This is a genomic window from Pseudomonas sp. Irchel s3f7, from assembly GCF_900187615.1.
Taxonomy (GTDB): domain Bacteria; phylum Pseudomonadota; class Gammaproteobacteria; order Pseudomonadales; family Pseudomonadaceae; genus Aquipseudomonas.
The window spans coordinates 24,941-42,799 of sequence record NZ_FYDO01000030.1 but is presented as its reverse complement, the minus strand read 5'-3'; the positions used below and the strand labels follow the sequence as shown (position 1 = coordinate 42,799).

General features: G+C 61.0%; 12 protein-coding genes. 4 read left to right on the top strand and 8 right to left on the bottom strand.

The annotated features are described in order from the left end of the window. Positions 1-5: 5 nt before the first annotated feature. Genes CKW19_RS23110 through glgA form a run of 4 tightly spaced genes read right to left on the bottom strand, consistent with a single transcriptional unit; the run spans position 6 to position 8,265 of the window. Positions 6-2,801 carry a malto-oligosyltrehalose synthase gene (locus CKW19_RS23110; protein WP_095060118.1) on the bottom strand — a complete coding sequence of 932 codons (2,796 nt, stop codon included), beginning with the start codon at positions 2,799-2,801 and terminating at the stop codon, positions 6-8. After that, positions 2,798-4,876: a 4-alpha-glucanotransferase gene (gene malQ / locus CKW19_RS23105; protein ID WP_095060116.1), complete on the bottom strand. Its 2,079-nt coding sequence runs from the start codon at positions 4,874-4,876 to the stop codon at positions 2,798-2,800. Before malQ ends, CKW19_RS23110 begins: the two co-directional genes overlap by 4 nt. Then, on the bottom strand, positions 4,869-6,668 hold the full coding sequence (treZ, locus tag CKW19_RS23100) for a malto-oligosyltrehalose trehalohydrolase (RefSeq protein WP_095060114.1): 1,800 nt from the start codon (positions 6,666-6,668) through the stop codon (positions 4,869-4,871). Before treZ ends, malQ begins: the two co-directional genes overlap by 8 nt. Positions 6,669-6,681: 13 nt before the next feature. Beyond that, complete coding sequence (gene glgA / locus CKW19_RS23095) at positions 6,682-8,265, bottom strand: glycogen synthase GlgA (RefSeq protein ID WP_095060112.1); 1,584 nt, start codon at positions 8,263-8,265, stop codon at positions 6,682-6,684. A gap of 559 nt (positions 8,266-8,824) precedes the next feature. Here glgA and CKW19_RS23090 point away from each other — a divergent pair. Both CKW19_RS23090 and nudC read left to right on the top strand, forming a co-directional pair. Then, positions 8,825-9,637 (top strand): crotonase/enoyl-CoA hydratase family protein, encoded by an 813-nt coding sequence (locus CKW19_RS23090; RefSeq protein ID WP_095060110.1) that lies wholly within the window; start codon positions 8,825-8,827, stop codon positions 9,635-9,637. 6 nt (positions 9,638-9,643) lie between these two features. Continuing rightward, positions 9,644-10,474, top strand: a complete 831-nt coding sequence (gene nudC, locus CKW19_RS23085) for an NAD(+) diphosphatase (protein WP_095060108.1) — start codon at positions 9,644-9,646, stop codon at positions 10,472-10,474. Here the strand turns inward: nudC and CKW19_RS23080 are convergent. Then, positions 10,442-11,221 carry a TSUP family transporter gene (locus CKW19_RS23080; RefSeq protein ID WP_095060106.1) on the bottom strand — a complete coding sequence of 260 codons (780 nt, stop codon included), beginning with the start codon at positions 11,219-11,221 and terminating at the stop codon, positions 10,442-10,444. The two genes, nudC and CKW19_RS23080, sit on opposite strands and share 33 nt — an antisense overlap. Positions 11,222-11,706: 485 nt before the next feature. Here CKW19_RS23080 and pssA point away from each other — a divergent pair, with 485 nt between their 5' ends. Continuing rightward, entirely contained in the window at positions 11,707-13,050 is a 1,344-nt protein-coding gene (pssA, locus tag CKW19_RS23075) for a CDP-diacylglycerol--serine O-phosphatidyltransferase (protein ID WP_095060104.1), read from the top strand. A 121-nt stretch (positions 13,051-13,171) separates the two neighbouring features. Further along, entirely contained in the window at positions 13,172-14,188 is a 1,017-nt protein-coding gene (locus CKW19_RS23070; RefSeq protein WP_095060102.1) for an AraC family transcriptional regulator, read from the top strand. A gap of 34 nt (positions 14,189-14,222) precedes the next feature. Here the strand turns inward: CKW19_RS23070 and CKW19_RS23065 are convergent, their stop codons facing one another. The 3 genes from CKW19_RS23065 to CKW19_RS23055 form a co-directional block, all read right to left on the bottom strand. After that, the gene (locus CKW19_RS23065) at positions 14,223-15,686 is read right to left on the bottom strand and encodes a nucleobase:cation symporter-2 family protein (protein WP_095060100.1); all 1,464 of its coding nucleotides are present in this window, start codon (positions 15,684-15,686) and stop codon (positions 14,223-14,225) included. Positions 15,687-15,785: 99 nt separating this feature from the next. Continuing rightward, a complete protein-coding gene (locus CKW19_RS23060; RefSeq protein WP_095060098.1) occupies positions 15,786-16,493 on the bottom strand; it encodes an HPP family protein in 708 nt (235 codons plus the stop codon). Between the two features lie 155 nt (positions 16,494-16,648). After that, on the bottom strand, positions 16,649-17,827 hold the full coding sequence (locus tag CKW19_RS23055; RefSeq protein WP_095060097.1) for an MFS transporter: 1,179 nt from the start codon (positions 17,825-17,827) through the stop codon (positions 16,649-16,651). Between the last annotated feature and the right edge of the window lie 32 nt (positions 17,828-17,859).

Below are 17,859 nucleotides of genomic sequence, written 5' to 3'. Positions count from 1 at the left end.
TGAACTCAAGTGTGGGTCTTTTGAATAATGAGATTGACCGGGAAATCCCCCAGCGCGGCGCTGATCATCAGCTCTCTGTGTTTTGTGACTGCGACGCTCGAAAAAAGTCCCTTCAGATTTTCCTCAGGCTCAGCGAATGGCAAGTTGACGCGTGTATCGCCCCACAGCGGCGCGTCGATCTGTGGTTCGGCACTGTTTCCCAGCAGTGGCGCGCAACGAATCGGCACAATCACGATGGCGCGTGTTCCTTCGTGTTCACGCACAAACGCCAGTACGCGATGGGCCTGGCTGCCCAGCACTTCCAAGGCCTGATAAGTGCCTCGGCGAAACAGCGGCGCCTGTTCGGCACGCAGGCTCAACGTGCGCGCAATCAAGGCCTGCTTGATGCGCCCGTCACGCCAGTTCGCCCGCAGCTCGGGCAGGTCAACCGTTTGCTGCAGCGCCTGTTGGCGGCGGGTGTAATCGACCGGTTGGCGGTTATCCGGATCGACCAGGCTGAAGTCCCAGAAGTCATTGCCCTGATAAAGGTCCGGCACCCCAGGCACGGTCATGCGCAGCAAAGTTTGCGCCAAACCGTTGAGGGCGGCGGGCGTGGCGATTGATTGGACAGCCTTTTCGAGGGCGGTGCGCAGCGGTTCACCTTCCGGGCTCAGCAGCAGGTGCTGGAGAAAGTCTTCGGTCGCTTGTTCATAGGCGTCGTTGGGCGCACTCCAGCTACTTTGCAGCTTGGCTTCACGCAGCGCTTTGCGTTGCCATTGCCACAGGCGCTTGCCATAGGCTTGCAGCGCCGCGTGGTCGTCAGCCCGCAATTCCAACGGCCAGCTCCCAAGAATGGCTTGATACAGAATCAATTCATCGCCCGCCGATGGCATTTGATCGTCGTTGCGTAGCGGGCGGGCGAGGGCGCGCCACAAACCGATCTGATCGGCATACCAGACGCTGCGTTCACTCAACACGGCCAAGCGCGCGCGGGTGTCTTCACCGCGCTTATGATCGTGAGTGGCAGTGGCCAGCAAATTGTCGGGAAAGGTTTGGCGGCGCTCGATGCAGGCCAGATGAAAGGCTTCGACTGGCGCACTGAACTGCTTGGTGCTGAAGCCCACGTCATTGCGCGACAGCAGCACCGCCGAACGATAGAGCGCCGTGTCTTCCACCGCTTTTGCTGCGGCAGGTGAAGTCAGTTGCTGAAAGCGTACGCAGGCGTGCTTGAGGCGTTTGCGCTCGCGCCCGGCGGGGCGTCGCCGCCAAGACTCTCCCCCAAGCCAGCCCGCCAGGCAATCGAGCACCGGCCAGTCACCTTCGCCAAGGGTTGGTCGCGCACCTTCCATGGCCTGCCGGAAAAACACCTCATCCTGCCCGGAGCGACCCTCAGCGCTGATGTAGGTGCGGTACACCGGGAAATGCACGATCAACGCCTGCAACGCCCGGCGAATCGCACCGAGGGTCAGGTCGCGGGTCATGAGGTTGTCCCGGGCCACTTGCAGCAAGGCCTGGGCGACACTTTCAAAGTCACTGGCGAGGGAGCCGTTGAGGATTTGCTGTCGCGCCAGCAGAGCCTCCTGAGCAAAATCGGCGGGACGTTCACTGTCACGCTGCCAAAGCCCGGCGAGCGTCTGTTCGCCGAGTGGATCGTGTTGCAACAGCGAGAGTTGGTTCATGAACTCGTAACCGGTGGTGCCATCCACCGACCAGTCGCGGTGCAGGGTTTCACCTTCGCCAAGGATCTTTTCGACGTAGATGGGCAAGTGCCGGCCCGCCGACAAACTGTCGACCCGTCGACGCAGCTTTCGGCAATAACCCCGAGGGTCGGCGAGGCCGTCGATATGGTCGACGCGCAGCCCGTCGATCAGCCCTTCAGCCACCAGCTGGAAGATTTTCGCGTGGGTCGCTTCGAACACCGCCGGACGTTCAACACGCAGGCCACCCAGTTCGTTGATGTCGAAAAAACGCCGCCAGTTGATGTCATCGGCGGCGGTGCGCCAACTGGCCAGGCGATAGCTCTGGCGTTCCAGCAGGTTGTGCAGGCGCTGGAAACCCTCGGCAGTCTGGGTGTCGTAGCGCTTGAGGTGCTCTTCGAGGGCGCGGGCAATCAGCGGGTCGCTGGCCAAATCCCGCAGCTCGGCTTTCAGAGGGATCGCCAGACTGTGTGCATCGGTCTGGTAACTCAGGCTGCTGAATCGGTCGGCCAGGGTCTTGAGTTGTTCGGCCTGTGGTGCCTCGAGTGGCGCATCGGTCCTGAGCAATTCACCGTAATCGCTGGGGCAAATCGGAAACCGGTGGTCGTAGTGTTCAACATGGAACGCACCGTGCCAGGCGTCGAAGCGTATCGGCAGGGTTCCGTCCTGCAGGGCGACGCCGTAATCGCTGCCAAGGAACGGCAGGAGCAATTGGCCCTCCATCAGCGGATCGGGTGAGTGCCACTGGATATCGAAGAACTCGCCGTAGGGGCTCAGCCGTCCCCATTCCAACAGGTCCAGCCACCAGGGGTTATCAGCGCCGCCCACCGCCATATGGTTGGAGACGATGTCGAGGATCAGCCCCATGTTGTGTTCGCGCAAGGCACTGACCAGGCGCCGCAGCGCCACTTCACCGCCCAGTTCCGGATTGACCCGGGTCGGGTCCACCACGTCATAACCATGCATTGAACCCGAGCGAGCGCGCAGCAGAGGCGAGGCGTAGACATGGCTGATGCCCAGACGGGCGAAATACGGCACCAGCGGCACCGCATCGTCAAGCGTGAAGCCTTTGTGAAATTGCAGCCGCAGGGTGGCGCGAAGCGTCGGGGTCAGCGTTTTTGTCATCGATCACGCTCGGCGGCTTGCAGGCGCGCGCAGGCGAGCAGCTCCAGGCGCCGGGCAGCGTCCGGGCCGTCGAGCAGGGCTTCGCTATAGCCGGCAAGCCGTCGCGACCAGTTGGGGTGCGCATCAATGGTGCCGGGCAGGTTGGCCTGTTGCTCGACGCCCAGCGCATCTTCCAGCGGCAGCAGCACCAGCGGCGCACGGGTGTGGCCGAGGAAACGCACGCTGGCATCGAGGATCTGATCGGTCTCGTGCGACTCTTCCCGAAAATTCTGCGGGTCCTGGCTCAAGGCCCGGCGCAGCCCTTCGCGCTCGCGCTCGCGGTGTTGGCGCCATTCAATTTCACCACTGGCATCGACCATGCCGAGCCGTGCATTCCAGTCGATGTCGCGACCATGCCACCAGCCGTTGAGCGTCGGCAGGTCGTGGGTGCTGGTGGTCGCCAAGGCGTTGTCCGGCCAGTCGAGAATCGGTTTGAAGTGGGTGTTGTCTTGCTCGAACAACAACACGCGCATGCCGAGCATCGAGCGGGCGATGAGTTTTTCCCGCAGTCCTTCCGGCACGGTGCCGAGGTCTTCACCCAGCACGATGGCCTGATGACGATGGGATTCGAGGGTCAACAGACGCAGCAAGTCGTCCACCGGGTAATAGAGGTAGGCACCGTCGGCGGGCGGCGAGCCGTTGGGAATGACCCACAGGCGTTGCAGGCCCATGACGTGGTCAATGCGCAAGCCACCGGCATGGGCGAAGTTGGCCCGCAGCATTTCGATGAACGCGCGGAAGCCATTGCGCATCAGGCCTTCCGGGGAGAACGCGGAAATCCCCCAGCCCTGACCGTTGCGGTTGAGAATGTCCGGCGGTGCACCGACGGTCAGTGAGGCGAGCAGTTCGTCCTGGCGACTCCAGGCCTGGCTGCCGGCACCGTCGGCGCCGACCGCCAGATCGGTGATCAAGCCAATGTTCATGCCGCTGCTGCGGGCGGCGGCTTGGGCTCGCTCCAGGCAGCGGGTGATCAACCATTGGCAGAATGCAAAAAAACCGATGCGGCCGGCGTTTTCTTCGGCAAATTCGGCCAACGCGGCGCTGCGTGGATTGCGCCACTGCTCGGGCCATTGACGCCAGTCGAGGTTTTCACCCCGGGCGGCACGCGCTTCTTGAATGGCTTCGAAGCGGCAATGGTTTTCCAGGGCTTCGCCACCGGCATGGCGGAAACTGCCGAAGTCGGCGTGCAACGGGTGCTCGCCCTGAACGAAACCTTCGTACAACGCCTGCAATATCCGGTGTTTGGCCTCGGCGGCGGTCGGCCAGTCGATCAGCGGGCGGTCTTCCAGCGCCTTCAACTGATCGGCCAGGCCGGTGGCATCGATGGCGGTGCGCAAAGCGCGCTCACCCAGAATCGCTCCGGGTGCGCAGTAGAGGCTATTGAGAAATAAACGGCTGGACGGTGAATAAGGGCTGTAGCGTTGGGTGTCACTGGAGAACATCGCGTGCAGCGGACTGATTGCCAGCGCATCTGCACCGCGTTCGCCGGCCACTCGGGCAAGGTCTTCCAGCGCCTGGGTGTCGCCGAAACCGCCATCGCCCTGTCGACGCAAGCTATAGAGTTGCACGCCCAGGCCCCAGGCCCGCGGGATCGGGCTGTCGACCGCGTCGGCCACGCTGTAGCAACAGGCCGGGGCCACCGCGAGGGTAAAGGTTTGTCCATCGATGCTGACATGCTGATAGCCAACAGGGACAAGCCCCGGCAACACCGCGTCCGCATCCAGTTTCAGGTTGAGGCGCGAACCGTCTTCGAGATGGATTTCGCAAGGGGTCTGAGGTGCAAAGTAACGCGCCAGATTCAGCCCGACACCGACGTCGGCGGTGATCAAGGGCGGCAGGTGCGAGGCCTGTTGCGCCGCTTGCAGTTCCAGCAGGCTGGCGTCGATTTCCTGAGCGCTGCCGGCGGGGTGTCCGAGGCCGGTCAGTACGTTACGCAGTACCGAGGGCGCGACTTTTTGTGCGCGGCCATTGGCATCGATCCAATCGACCGCGAGGCCGGCCCGGCTGGCCAGGATTTCCAGTTGCGCATCACTCATGGACGCTCTCCGTAAGGGGTAGCAAAGGGGCTGCGGCCGAAAGGCTGACGAGCGCGCAATGGGGGGCAAGGGTGCCTTGATCCAGCAAGGTGGCGGATCGGGGCGGATGTTCGAACAATAGCTCAGCGCTGGCTTGTGGGGCGTGGAACACGGGTTTTTCGCCGAGGTTCAGGTCAATGCGCAACAAGCTGCCATCGCCCAGGCGCCAGGACGCACTGACTGCGCCATCGCCCAATACTTTGGCGTCCAGCGCCTGAGTGCCGGACAGGCGCGGGGTGATGTGTCGATGGCGGATCTGCAACAGCTGGCGATACAGGTCGTACATCGCGCTATCAACGGTCGTTGGCATCACCGGGCGGGAGGCCTCGAAGGTGTGTGGCGCATTGGGATCGGGAATACGCTCGCGCTGCTGCGGATCGGCGAACGCGCTGAGCGCGGCGAATTCGTTGCGACGTCCTTCGCGTACGAGCTTCGCCAACTCGCCGTTGTGGCTGGTGAAAAACAGGAAGGGTTGCTCGACTGCGTATTCATCGCCCATGAAGAACAGCGGAATCATCGGCGATAACAGCAACAACACCGTGGCTGCCCGCAACGCCTGCGGATGGGCCAGTTGATGCAGGCGTTCGCCGAATGCGCGGTTACCGATCTGATCGTGGTTCTGCAAAAACAGAATGAACGCACTGGGCGGCAGGTGTGCGCTGGGCTCGCCACGCGGTACACCATGACGGTTGAGGTGACCCTGGAACACGAAACCCTGGGTCAGACAGCGCGCCAGCTGTTCAGTAGGGTTGTGTGCATAGTCAGCGTAGTAGGCGTCTGTTTCTCCGGTCAGCAAGACGTGCAAGGCGTTGTGCCCGTCGTCGTTCCATTGTGCGTCGTAACCTTGCTCCAGCAGGCTGGACTCGTTGTGCTCGTTTTCCAGCATCAACCAGATATGGCGCGCAGGATCGGTCTGCTGTCGTATCCGTTGCGCCAGTTCCTGAAGCACGTTCGGGTCATCGATGGCGTGCACGGCGTCCAGGCGCAAACCGTCGAAACGGTACACCTGCAACCACATCAACGCATTTTCGATAAAGAAGTCCCGCACCTCACGACGACGGAAATCAATGGCTGCGCCCCAGGGCGTGTGCTTGTCGTCGCGGAAAAAGGCCTTGGCGTAGTGATGCAAGTAGTTGCCATCCGGCCCGAAGTGGTTGTAGACCACGTCGAGAATCACCGCCAGACCATGACCATGGGCGCTGTCGATCAAGTGCTTGAGTTGCTCCGGCGAACCATACGAGGCCTGAGGTGCAAAGGGCAGGACGCCGTCGTAGCCCCAATTGCGCTCGCCGGGGAACTGCGCCACGGGCATCAGTTCGATCGCGGTGACACCCAGTTCAACCAGCCGCGCCAGATGCTGCTCGACGGCCTCGAAGCCGCCGAGCGCACCGACGTGCAACTCGTAGATCACGGCCTCGTTCAACGGTCGCCCGCGCCATCCCGCGTGTCGCCACTGATAAACCAGCGGATCGACCACCACGCTGTGGCGGTCAACATCGCCCGCCTGGGCGCGGGAGGCCGGGTCGGGCACCTCCAACTCACCATCGATGCAGAAGCGGTAACGCGTCCCCGCCGGGCATCGGGTGTTGATCACGAACCAGCCGTCGGCCTGAGGCAGCAACGGCAAGGACTGTCCATTTTCCAGTTCGACACTGACGTAAAACGCATCTGGCGCCCACAACGCAAACTGCGTGTGGTTTGTGTCCAGCATGATCGCGCCGTGGGGCCAGGTCTCAAGGGTCCGAAACGGCATTTTTCCTGGCCTCTTACTGTTTGTTCGATTTCCCCAACGCTTTAGCCACAAGCTGTTCGTAGAGTTCGGCGTAGGGTTCGACCGCTTTGCACCAGTTGAACGGCGCCGCCATTGCCCGGCAGCGCATGGCGTTCAGCAGGTCCGGGAAGGCAAACACCTTGAACGCCCGGCTCAACGCCTCTTGATAACTAGCCACCGTGGATTCGTCGAACAGGAACCCGGTCACGCCGTTTTCGATGGTGTCGGCCAGGCCACCGGTATTGCGCGCCACCGGCAATGAGCCGAAGCGCTGGGCGTACATCTGGCTCAGGCCGCACGGTTCGTAGCGGGATGGCATCAGCAGGAAATCGCTGCCGGCGAACATGCGGCGGGCATCGGTTTCGTTGAAACCGATGCGCACACCGATCTGCCCAGGGAAGCGCAGGGCCAGTTCACGCATGGCCTGCTCCTCTTCCGGCTCGCCGCGGCCGATGATCGCGATCTGCCCGCCGTTTTTGACGATGTACTCGGACACCGCTTCGGTGAGGTCCAGCCCTTTCTGGTAAACCAGTCGCGACACCACGGCGAACAGCGGGCCCTGGGAGTCTTCCAGACCAAACAACTCACGCACGTGGGCGGCATTCACGGCTTTGCCTTCCCATTCGCCAATGCCGAACGGGCAGAACAGGTGTGGATCGGTGGCGGAATCCCAGCTCTCATCGATGCCGTTGGGAATACCGCTCAGTAAACCTTGCTGGGTCTTGGCGGCGAGGAAGCCGTCGAGACCGCAGCCGAAATCCGGGGTGGTGATTTCCTGTGCGTAGGTCGCGCTGACCGTGGTGATGTGGCTCGAATAGGCCATGCCGGCCTTGAGGAACGACATCTTGCCGTAGAACTCCATGCCTTCCTGTTGCAGCGCGTGGTGCGGGATGCCCAGTTCGGGGCACGACCCCAGACTGGTCACGCCCTGATACGCCAGGTTATGGATGGTGAACAACGTCGGGGTGCGTTGTCCGCGCCAGTGCATATAGGCAGGGGCCAGGCCAGCCGGCCAGTCATGGGCATGCACCAGGTCCGGGCACCAGTGAATTTGCGCCAGGTTGGCGGCGATATCGGCAGCGGCCAGGCCCAGACGGGCGAAGCGGATATGGTTATCCGGCCAGTCGCGGCCGTTGTTGGCGCCGTAGGGAGAACCTTCGCGCTCGTAGAGTTCGGGGCAGATCAACACGTAAATGACCAGACCGTCGGGCATGTCCATGCGCCCGACCTTGCACGGTGGCAGCGCCGCGTGACCACCCAGCTCACCGATGACATGAATCGGGTTTTCGCTGTTCAGCACCTGCGGATAACCGGGAATCAACACCCGCACATCGTGCAGATGGGCCAAGGCGCGCGGCAGTGCGGCGGACACGTCGCCCAGGCCACCGGTCTTCACCAGATCGGCAATTTCCGAGGTGACGAACAGGACTTTCTTGCGGTTGGGGTTCTGGCTGACCACCGGCGCCAACGTCTTGGTGACGGGGACGTTGATCGGTTGAGTATTGGCGGCAGTAACGGCGCTCGATTCGCCAACCTGATGAGGACGCTCTCCCTGTATCTCCAAAGCCGTACTGATCATATGAATCTCCCGTGTTGTTGATCTAATTTTTAGGTCTGGCAAACGGTGTTCCATGGCCAATTCCCGTGGCCGGGCGCGAACGCGCTACGCATCAGTGAGCAAGCGCTGCCCAATGCGTTGAAGCAAAAGGGGTGAATGAGCCATTGCAAAGATTGCACCAGTCGCAACGCACCTTCTTTTCAGATGACCGATCGGGAATGGCAAAAGTTTCGATTTTTTTTCCGCTTTGTGACCGACCGGTCTCATCTTGAGAAAATGAGTCTAGGCCAGAACTTAGAGCGTCTGAGGGCTGATGGCAAAATTGTTCGACAATCGGTTTAAGGCGGTACGAACGTGCCTGATCACGGTGCGGACGCCCCGACGAAGTGCAGCTTTTTTTGCGTTTCGGCCTCAAAAAGTCACCGTGCAGTCACATAAATGTGCGACATGATTTTCCGGTAATGCACTGTAATGGTGCGTCTCGTGCGAGTCCCGCATTTGGCCGAACCACTGCCTTACTCCCCACCTTGGTGCCTTGTATAGTTCGGGCCTCATTTTTGCCCGCAAAAGGATCATTGGCATGTCTCAGTACACTGCGTTCAACGTCGAGCTGGTTGATAAAATCGCCCATGTGCAGATCAACCGTCCGGAGAAGATCAACGCGATGAACGCTGCGTTCTGGAGCGAGATCGTCGAGATTTTCCAATGGATCGACGACACCGATGAAGTGCGCGTGGTGGTCCTCAGCGGGGCGGGCAAGCATTTTTCGTCGGGTATCGACCTGATGATGCTGGCCGGTGTGGCCAACGAGCTCGGCAAGGACGTAGGGCGCAACGCACGCCTGCTGCGGCGCAAGATCCTCAACCTGCAAGCCTCGTTCAATGCCGTCGATAACTGCCGCAAACCGGTGATCGCGGCGATTCAGGGTTATTGCCTGGGCGGTGCAATCGATCTGATTGCCGCCTGCGACATGCGTTATGCCGCAGAGGACGCCCAATTCTCGATCAAGGAAATCGACATCGGCATGGCCGCCGACGTCGGGACGCTGCAACGCTTGCCGCGAATCATCGGGGACGGCATGCTGCGTGAATTGGCTTACACGGGGCGCACCTTCGGTGCCGACGAAGCGCGGGACATGGGCCTGGTCAATCGCGTCTACAGCGACGCCGCCAGCCTGCTCGACGGTGTCATGGGCATTGCCCACACAATCGCCGCCAAGTCGCCGATAGCCGTCACCGGCACCAAGGAAATGATCAGCTACATGCGCGATCACCGCATCGATGACGGCCTCGAATACGTCGCTACCTGGAACGCCGCCATGCTGCAATCCACCGATTTGCGCGTGGCCATGGCCGCCCATATGAGCAAACAGAAACCTGAATTCCTGGATTGATTGACCATGATCGCTCGCTGGACCACCGCAGTACTGGACACTGACCAACCCGGCGGCTGGGCCGTCGCACGCAGCCCCGAAGGCTTTCTGTTCGACGACAATGGCGCGTTGTTCCCGCGGGAATGGCTCAAGCGTCAGGACCTGTCGATTCTGGCGGAGCACGGTATCGGTCATCTGGATGGCGAGCCGGTCTACCTGCTGGAACTGCGCAGCCACAGCGAAGTGCCGGGCTGCAACTGGAAAGGTTTGCGGGCGTTCATGCTCGACGGCGATCACACGGTTTATAAAGTGCTGGGTTACGCCGCGCAGATCGGCACCTGGGCTCGCGAGCATCGTTTCTGCGGCAATTGCGGGCAGGCCATGTCGCAAGTGCCGCGGGAGCGGGCGATGTATTGCCAGCCGTGTGATTTGCGCAGTTATCCACGCATTTCGCCGAGCATGATCGTGCTGGTCACCCGTGGCGATGAAATCCTGCTAGCGCGTTCACCGCGTTTCGTCACGGGGGTCTACAGCACACTGGCGGGGTTTGCCGAGCCGGGTGAGTCGGCCGAGGATTGCCTGATCCGCGAGGTTCGCGAGGAGGTGAGCATCGAGGTCAAGAACATCCAATACCTGGGCAGCCAGTGCTGGCCGTTTCCGCACTCGATGATGCTCGGCTTCCATGCCGAATACGCCGGGGGCGAGATCGTCTGTCAGGAAGACGAAATCGAAGATGCCCAGTGGTTCAACGTACATGCGCTGCCGCCGTTGCCAGCGTCACGCTCGATTGCCCGTTACCTGATCGACGTCTATGTGGCGCGGCGCTTAGGCCACGCTGAACCAGTGCTGCCAGGCTAAACGGACGGTCAGGGCCAGCACCACGGTGATGAACACCGGGCGGATGAACTTCGCGCCGCCACTGATGGCGGTGCGGGCGCCGAAGAATGCGCCGACCATTAGCGACGAGCCCATGCACAGGCCGATGATCCAGTCCACCTGACCGGAAAAGATGAACACCGACAGCGCCGCTGCGTTGCTGACGAAGTTCATGCTGCGCGCCACGCCGCTGGCCTTCACCAGGTCGATGGGGTAGAGCAGCAGGCTGCTGACGGTCCAGAACGCGCCCGTGCCCGGACCGGCCACGCCGTCATAGAAGCCGAGGCTGAAGCCTTGGGTCGATTGCCACTTTTTCTTGATCGGTGCGTTGCTGTCCAGCGGTGCCTTGGGTGTGCCGCCAAACAACAGATAAACGCCACAGGCGAAGACGATCACCGGGAGCATCTTGTTCAGCCATTCCGCCGGCAGGTAATGCGCGACGATGGCGCCGAGCAGTGCACCCACCAAGGTACCGACGATGGCGTGAACCCATTGCGCGGGATGGAACAGCTTGCGGCGGTAAAACGTGAAGCTGGCGATGGCTGAGCCGAAGGTCGAACTGAGCTTGTTGGTGCCCAGCACCAGATGCGGTGGCAGGCCGGCCGTCAGCAGGGCCGGGGTCGTCAGCAGACCGCCACCACCGGCGATGGCATCGATGAAACCGGCAACAAAAGCGACAAGGGCCAGAATGGCCAGGGTGGAGAGGTCAACACTGAGTTCGAAAGGCATGGGATCGGCTTATTCGGCGGGTGCAGAAAAGGCTGCAGGGAAGGGCCGACATATTACCCGCCTGCCCAACACAAAACCAATGTGTGGTTAGACACAAATGCCCGTCACACCCAGCAACCCTGTAGGAGCGAGCCTGCTCGCGATGAGGCCTGCACATCCAACAGAAGTACCGCCAGACACACCGCCATCGCGAGCAAGCTCGCTCCTACAGAAGATTGTGGTCAGACACAAATCCCCGTCACACCCAGTAACCCTGTAGGAGCGAGCCTGCTCGCGATGAGACCTGCACATCCAACAGAAATACCGCCAGACACACCGCCATCGCGAGCAGGCTCGCTTCTACAGGTGATTGTGGTTGAACACAAATGCCCGGAACGCCGAGTTACCTTGTGCTCGCGATGGCTGCATTACAGACAGTAACAAGACCCAACCCCATCGATGGTGTAAGCTCTCGGGTTCTTCGGATTCGACCCTTTGCGAGCCCTATGCCGTTGCTTTTCAAACGCTCCCTGCTGCCAAAATTGCGCAGTTTTCCGCTGGCTGCCGATGCCGTCAGCATCCTTTCCGGCGCTGCCGAGTTTCGTCGTTGCCTGCTGGAAAAAATCGCCAGTGCCACACAGCGTATTTACATCGTTGCGCTGTACCTGCAACAAGACGAAGCCGGCCAGGAAATTCTCGATGCGTTGCACGCCGCCAAAGCGGCGCGGCCGGAACTGGACGTGGTGGTGGTCGTCGACTGGCTGCGCGCCCAGCGTGGCCTGATCGGTGCCGGCAAGCAGCCGGGCAACTCGGCCTGGTATCAGGAAATGACCCGCACCCACGCCAGTGTTGTGCCGGTGTACGGGGTACCGGTGCAGACCCGCGAGCTGTTCGGCGTGTTGCACCTCAAGGGTTTTGTCATCGATGACTGCATGATCTACAGCGGCGCGAGCCTGAACAACGTTTATCTGCACAAGTTCGACAAATACCGCTACGACCGTTATCACCTGATCCAGAGCCGTGAACTGGCGGATTCGATGCATCACCTGGTTCAACACGGTCTGGTGGCCTCCAAAGCGGTGCATCGCCTCGACCTGCCGAACCTGCCGACCACCCGCAGCCTGCGCAATGACATCGGCGACCTGCGCAGCCGCCTCAAGCACGCGGCCTACGACACCACGGCAGGCACCACGATCAAGACGGGTCTGACGGTTAGCCCGTTGCTCGGCGTCGGCAAGAACAACCCGCTGAGCCGGGTGATTTGCGAGCTCATCGCCAGTGCCCAGCATCAACTGACCATCTGCACGCCGTACTTCAACCTGCCCTTGGCCGTGACCCGGGAAATCAACCGGGCATTGGGGCGAGGTGTGAAGATCGACATCGTGGTCGGCGACAAGACCGCCAACGATTTCTATATTCCGCCGAGCGAGCCGTTCAAGGTGATCGCTGCGCTGCCGTACCTGTACGAGATCAGCCTGCGCCGGTTTGCCAAGCGCCATCAGCGCAACATCGACAGCGGCCAGCTGAACCTGCATCTGTGGCACGATGGCGACAACACCTATCACCTCAAAGGCATGTGGGTCGATCAGCGCTACACCTTGCTGACCGGCAACAACCTCAACCCACGAGCTTTTCGCCTCGACCTGGAAAACGCCTTGCTGATCGATGATCCGCAAAGCCAGTTGCTGGGGCCTCGACACAATGAGCTGACCGAAATCTTCCAGCACACCCGACGCATCGAACGCTACCAGGACCTGGAAACCCTCGCCGAATACCCGGCGGGCGTGGCCAAGTTCCTCAAGCGCGTCAGCCGTGTGCGCATCGAGCGTTTGCTCTACCGCATCCTGTAACGCTTGGCCCCAATCCCTTATGGGAGCGACCACGTTCACTCCCATAAGGGATCTGCGTTGACTGGGTGGTTTCAGCTAATATGCCCACCACTCAAAACAACAACAGGGCTTGCTTCGGTCAATGTCGGAAAAAGACACTATCTCTATGCAATTGGTGCGTGAAGCGCTGATGCAAAGCTGCGCCCCGGGTATTGCCACTGAAGAAGTGTTGAGCAAGGTCGGCATTGATCCGCTGCTGATGGACCGTGCCAATGGTCGCGTGCCGGCCACCGCTTATGCGCGTCTGTGGCGGTTGTTGGCACGGCGAGGGGACGATGAGTTTTTTGGCATGGACCCGCGCAAACTCAAATCCGGCAGCCTGGAGTTCCTCTGTCGCTGCGCCATGGTCCAGCCGAATCTGGCAGCGGGCCTCACCAGCGGTTTGAGTTTCCTGTCATTGATGCTTGAACACCTGCCCGCCGAGTTGGTGCGTCAACAAAGCCTGGCGGAAATCGTGCTGCTGGAAGACGACAAAGACCCGCGCCGGGCCTTCACCTATTTCACTTATTGGATGATCGTGCACGGCGTTGCCTGCTGGCTGGCGGGGCGGCGGATACCGATCCTGGCCATCGAGTTGCGCTGTGCGCAGCCGGACTTCTGCGATGACTACCAGGTGATGTTCTCGCAGAATCTGCGGTTCGACCGCCCGCGCACGCGGATGATTTTTTCCGCCGATTGCCTGGATTCACCCATCAAGCGCAGCCCCGAGGAACTCAAGCGATTCCTGGCCCATGCACCGGCCAATATCCTCGTGAAGTACCGTGATCCTGACAGCCTGGCCAGCCGCATCAAGCAGGATCTTCGGCAATTGCCCGCCGAACACTGGCCGGAAACCGAGGCCCTGGCGCAGCGCCTGTGCATGTCGGCCTCGACCTTGCGCCGTCGACTGGCCGAAGAAGGGCAGACCTATCAAGGTCTCAAGGACAGCGTGCGCAAGGAACTGGCGATTGTCTGGTTGGCCGAGCCGACCATCAGCTTCGCCGAGATCGCCACACGCCTGGGATTCGCCGATGCCAGCTCGTTCTACAAGGCCTTTCGCAAATGGTCGGGTTCCAATCCCGGGCATTACCGCAGCTTGATCCTCAACGACGTAGAGTGATTTCGCCGGCTCAGTCCTTGAGTGTCCAGCGGCTCTACTGTGCGACCACCGCAGGCTTGGCGGGTTCATCCTTGGCGGGCACATCCGGGTTTTGCATGACCTGAAGCACCGAGGCTTCCGGGTCGAATTCGTCTTCTTCCAGCTCGAAGAATTCTTCGGGCAGGAAGATGTTCAGAACGATAGCGCACAGCGCGCCGACCGTGATGGGCGACTCGAAAATGTTGTGCAGCGCCATCGGCAGTTCGCGCAACACCTCGGGAACGGCGGCCACGCCCAGGCCCATGCCGAGGGATATCGCCACGATCAGCATGTTGCGCCGATGCAGGCCGGCTTCGGCGAGGATCTTGATTCCGGCCACGGCCACCGTGCCGAACATCACCAGTTCGGCGCCACCCAGTACCGGTTTGGGCATCAGTTGCAGTACCGCGCCAATCATCGGGAACAATCCCAGCACCACCAGCAGGCCAGCGATGAAGAACGCCACATAGCGACTGGCGACGCCGGTGAGCTGGATCACGCCGTTGTTCTGGGCAAAGGTCACCATCGGCATGCTGTTGAAGACGGCGGCCATGGCCGAGTTGAGGCCGTCGGCGAGCAGGCCGGATTTGATCCGGCGGATGTAGACCGGCCCCTTGACCGGTTGCCGGGAGATCATTGAGTTGGCGGTCAGGTCGCCGGCGGCTTCCAGGGGCGAGACCAGGAAAATCACCGCCACCGGCACAAACGCCACCCAATCGAAGGAGAATCCGTACTTGAACGGCACCGGAACGCTCATCAGCGGCACGTCGGGCAGGCTGGAGAAATTCACCTGGCCCATCAGCCATGCCACGAAATAGCCTAGCGTCAGACCGATCACAATCGCCCCAAGGCGCAAGAACGGCACGTCCACCCGGTTCAATACCACGATGGTGCCCAGCACCAGTGCCGCCAGCGCCAGATGAATCGCGGCGCCAAGGTCAGGCGCGCCGAAGCCGCCGGCAATGTCGGTCATCGCCACTTTGATCAGCGACAAACCCATGAGGGTAATGATGGTGCCCGTCACGACCGGGGTGATCAGCATCCGCAGTTTGCCGATGAACTGACTCAACGCCACTTCAATGAAAGCGGCGAAAAAGCACACGCCGAAGATCGTCGAGAGGATTTCGTCGGTGCCGCCGCCCCGAGCCTTGACCATGAAGCCGGCGCTGAGGATCACACTGATGAACGAAAAACTGGTGCCTTGCAGGCACAACAGACCGGAACCGATCGGGCCGAAGCGCCGCGCCTGAACGAAGGTGCCAAGGCCGGAGACAAACAGCGCCATGCTGATCAGGTAGGGCACTTCGCTTTGCAGGCCCAGGGCGCTGCCCATGATCAGCGTTGGCGTGATGATGCCGACGAAACTGGCCAGCACGTGCTGCAGGGCGGCGAACACCGTGGCGGTCAGGTGGGGGCGGTCGTCGAGGCCGTAGATCAGATCATTGTGGCGTGGAGCGGGGGCTTTTTCGGAGGCGGTCATGGTGATTTGCGTGCCAGAAGGCGGGCCGGGTCAGAAATTGGACGCGCAGGATGCCAGAAGCATCTTGTCACAGCAAAACAACCTGGCCGGCAATGCGGATCAGAGCCGCGGCGCCAACACCTCGCCGACACTGCGGCGGCGGGCGTGCAACTCGCTGGCATGGATCAGTTGTTCGAGGTCTTCAGGGGTCACGTCAAAGAACGCTTCCATGTCTGCCAACGCCTGTTTCAGGTCTTGGGCGGTGATGGCCTGACTGTCGACCGGTGGGTGGTCGGCCGGGATCACAACCGCCGATTCACTGGTGCGTTTGGGGTAACGAACCCGTGTCAGGTTGTTATAGGCCAAGGCACTGAGCAGCATCGTCGCTGCGCTGAGCATCACCGGCGCCAGGGCTTTCCAGTCCATGGCGATGGTCGCCGGATCGGCCAATACCAGAATCAGCGCCAACGCGCCGGCCGGCGGATGCAGGCAACGCAGGCAGCACATCAGAATCAGCGCCATGCCCGCCGCCAGACACGCCGTGCCCAGGGTGCGCCCCAGAAAGTGAGCGACGAGCAATGCGAGGACCCCGGCGCACAGGTAGCCACCCATAATCGACCACGGCTGCGCAAGTGCGCCGGAGGACACGGCGAACAGCAACACCGCCGAAGCGCCCAGCGGGCCGATCAAATGTTGCGCCACTTGCATGCCGAACACCTGACTGCAAAGCCAGACGCTGAGCAGCGTCCCCAGCGCCATGCCGATGGCGGCACGGCTCCATTCAGTGGGTCGGGTATTGATGGCGGCAGGCAACCAGCGGGCAAACATTTCGAAAGTGCTCCAGAAAAAATCAATGAAAAAAAGGACTTAGCCTGGAAACCCAGAAAGCCCTTGAAGTTGTTCCAACTATTGGGGGAGGAACGGGCACAGTTTGCCGTTCAATCCTGATGCTGACAAATTCATATTAATGCGCTTTCAGTGCATTAATTTTGCTGTATCGACTTGCCTCGACCGCTCATGAAACACAGCAGTCCACCCAGCGCCGCAAGCGCGCTCATCGCATAGAACATGGTCGGCGCCGGGGTGTGCATCAGCAGGAAGCCGCAAATCACCGGGCTCAATGCGCCGCCCAGCGCCGCCAGGTTCTGTGCGCCGTAGTAACTGCCGCGTAATTCGTCCGGTGCGAGGGTGTCGACGAAGAGGAATTCGGCCGGGTAAATGATGATTTCACCGAGGGTGAAAATGAACATCGCCACGCACCAGCTCACTACGCTGTCTGCCAGGCTGAAGCCGATCAGGCCGAGGATGAACAGGCCGGTGCCCACGACGATCCATTGCCGCAAGTGCTCGCGTTTGAGGAAACGTCCGATCTGGTATTGCAGCGCGATGACGCTGATGGCGTTGCAGGCGAGCAGGGCGGCCATGATTTCCATGGTGTGTTGCGCGTCGCTGGTCACCAACAGGTACTGCGACAGGTAAAACGTGAACCGGCCATGTACCACCGTGCTGAGCAGGCAGCCTGCGGTGAACAGGATCAAGGTGCGGTCGTTTTTCAGGGTGATCAGGGTTTTGAGAAACGTCTGAGCCTGCACCGCAACAGGTGCTCGCGCAGACTCTTTCGGGATTCCGGTCATCAGGAAAATACTGAAGAGCGCGATGGCCGCTGCGACCAGGAACGGCGCGCTGGTGAAGCTGCCGGCAATCAACACACCGAACATCGGCCCGACCGCGTAGCCGATGTTGGTCAACGTATAGCTCAGGGAAAACGCCTTGGCGCGCTGGCCCACGGGCAAATTGTCGCTGAGGATCGCTTTCGAACCGATCAGAAACAGCGACGAAGCGGTTTCAGTGACGATCAAAGTCGCCGTGGTCAGGTAAAGGTTCTCGGCAAACGTCAGCAACACCAGACCGATGGCGCTGGAAAGCATGGCGAGGATCAGCAGCCGGCGCTTTTCGAAGCGATCGATGATGTAGCCACCGTACAGCGACAGCAGGGTGGCGACGAATACGGCGATGCCGAGCAGCAGACCAACGTCTTGTTGGTTGAGGTCGAGTTTGTCGCTGACAAACAGGGTGAGCAGCGGGCTGGTGATGGCGCGGCTGACGACAATGGTCAGCGAGCAGATCAGCAAACGGCGGATAAGCGGGGAGTAACTGACCACGGGGAATGTCCTTATTCGATTGAGCCGGTTTC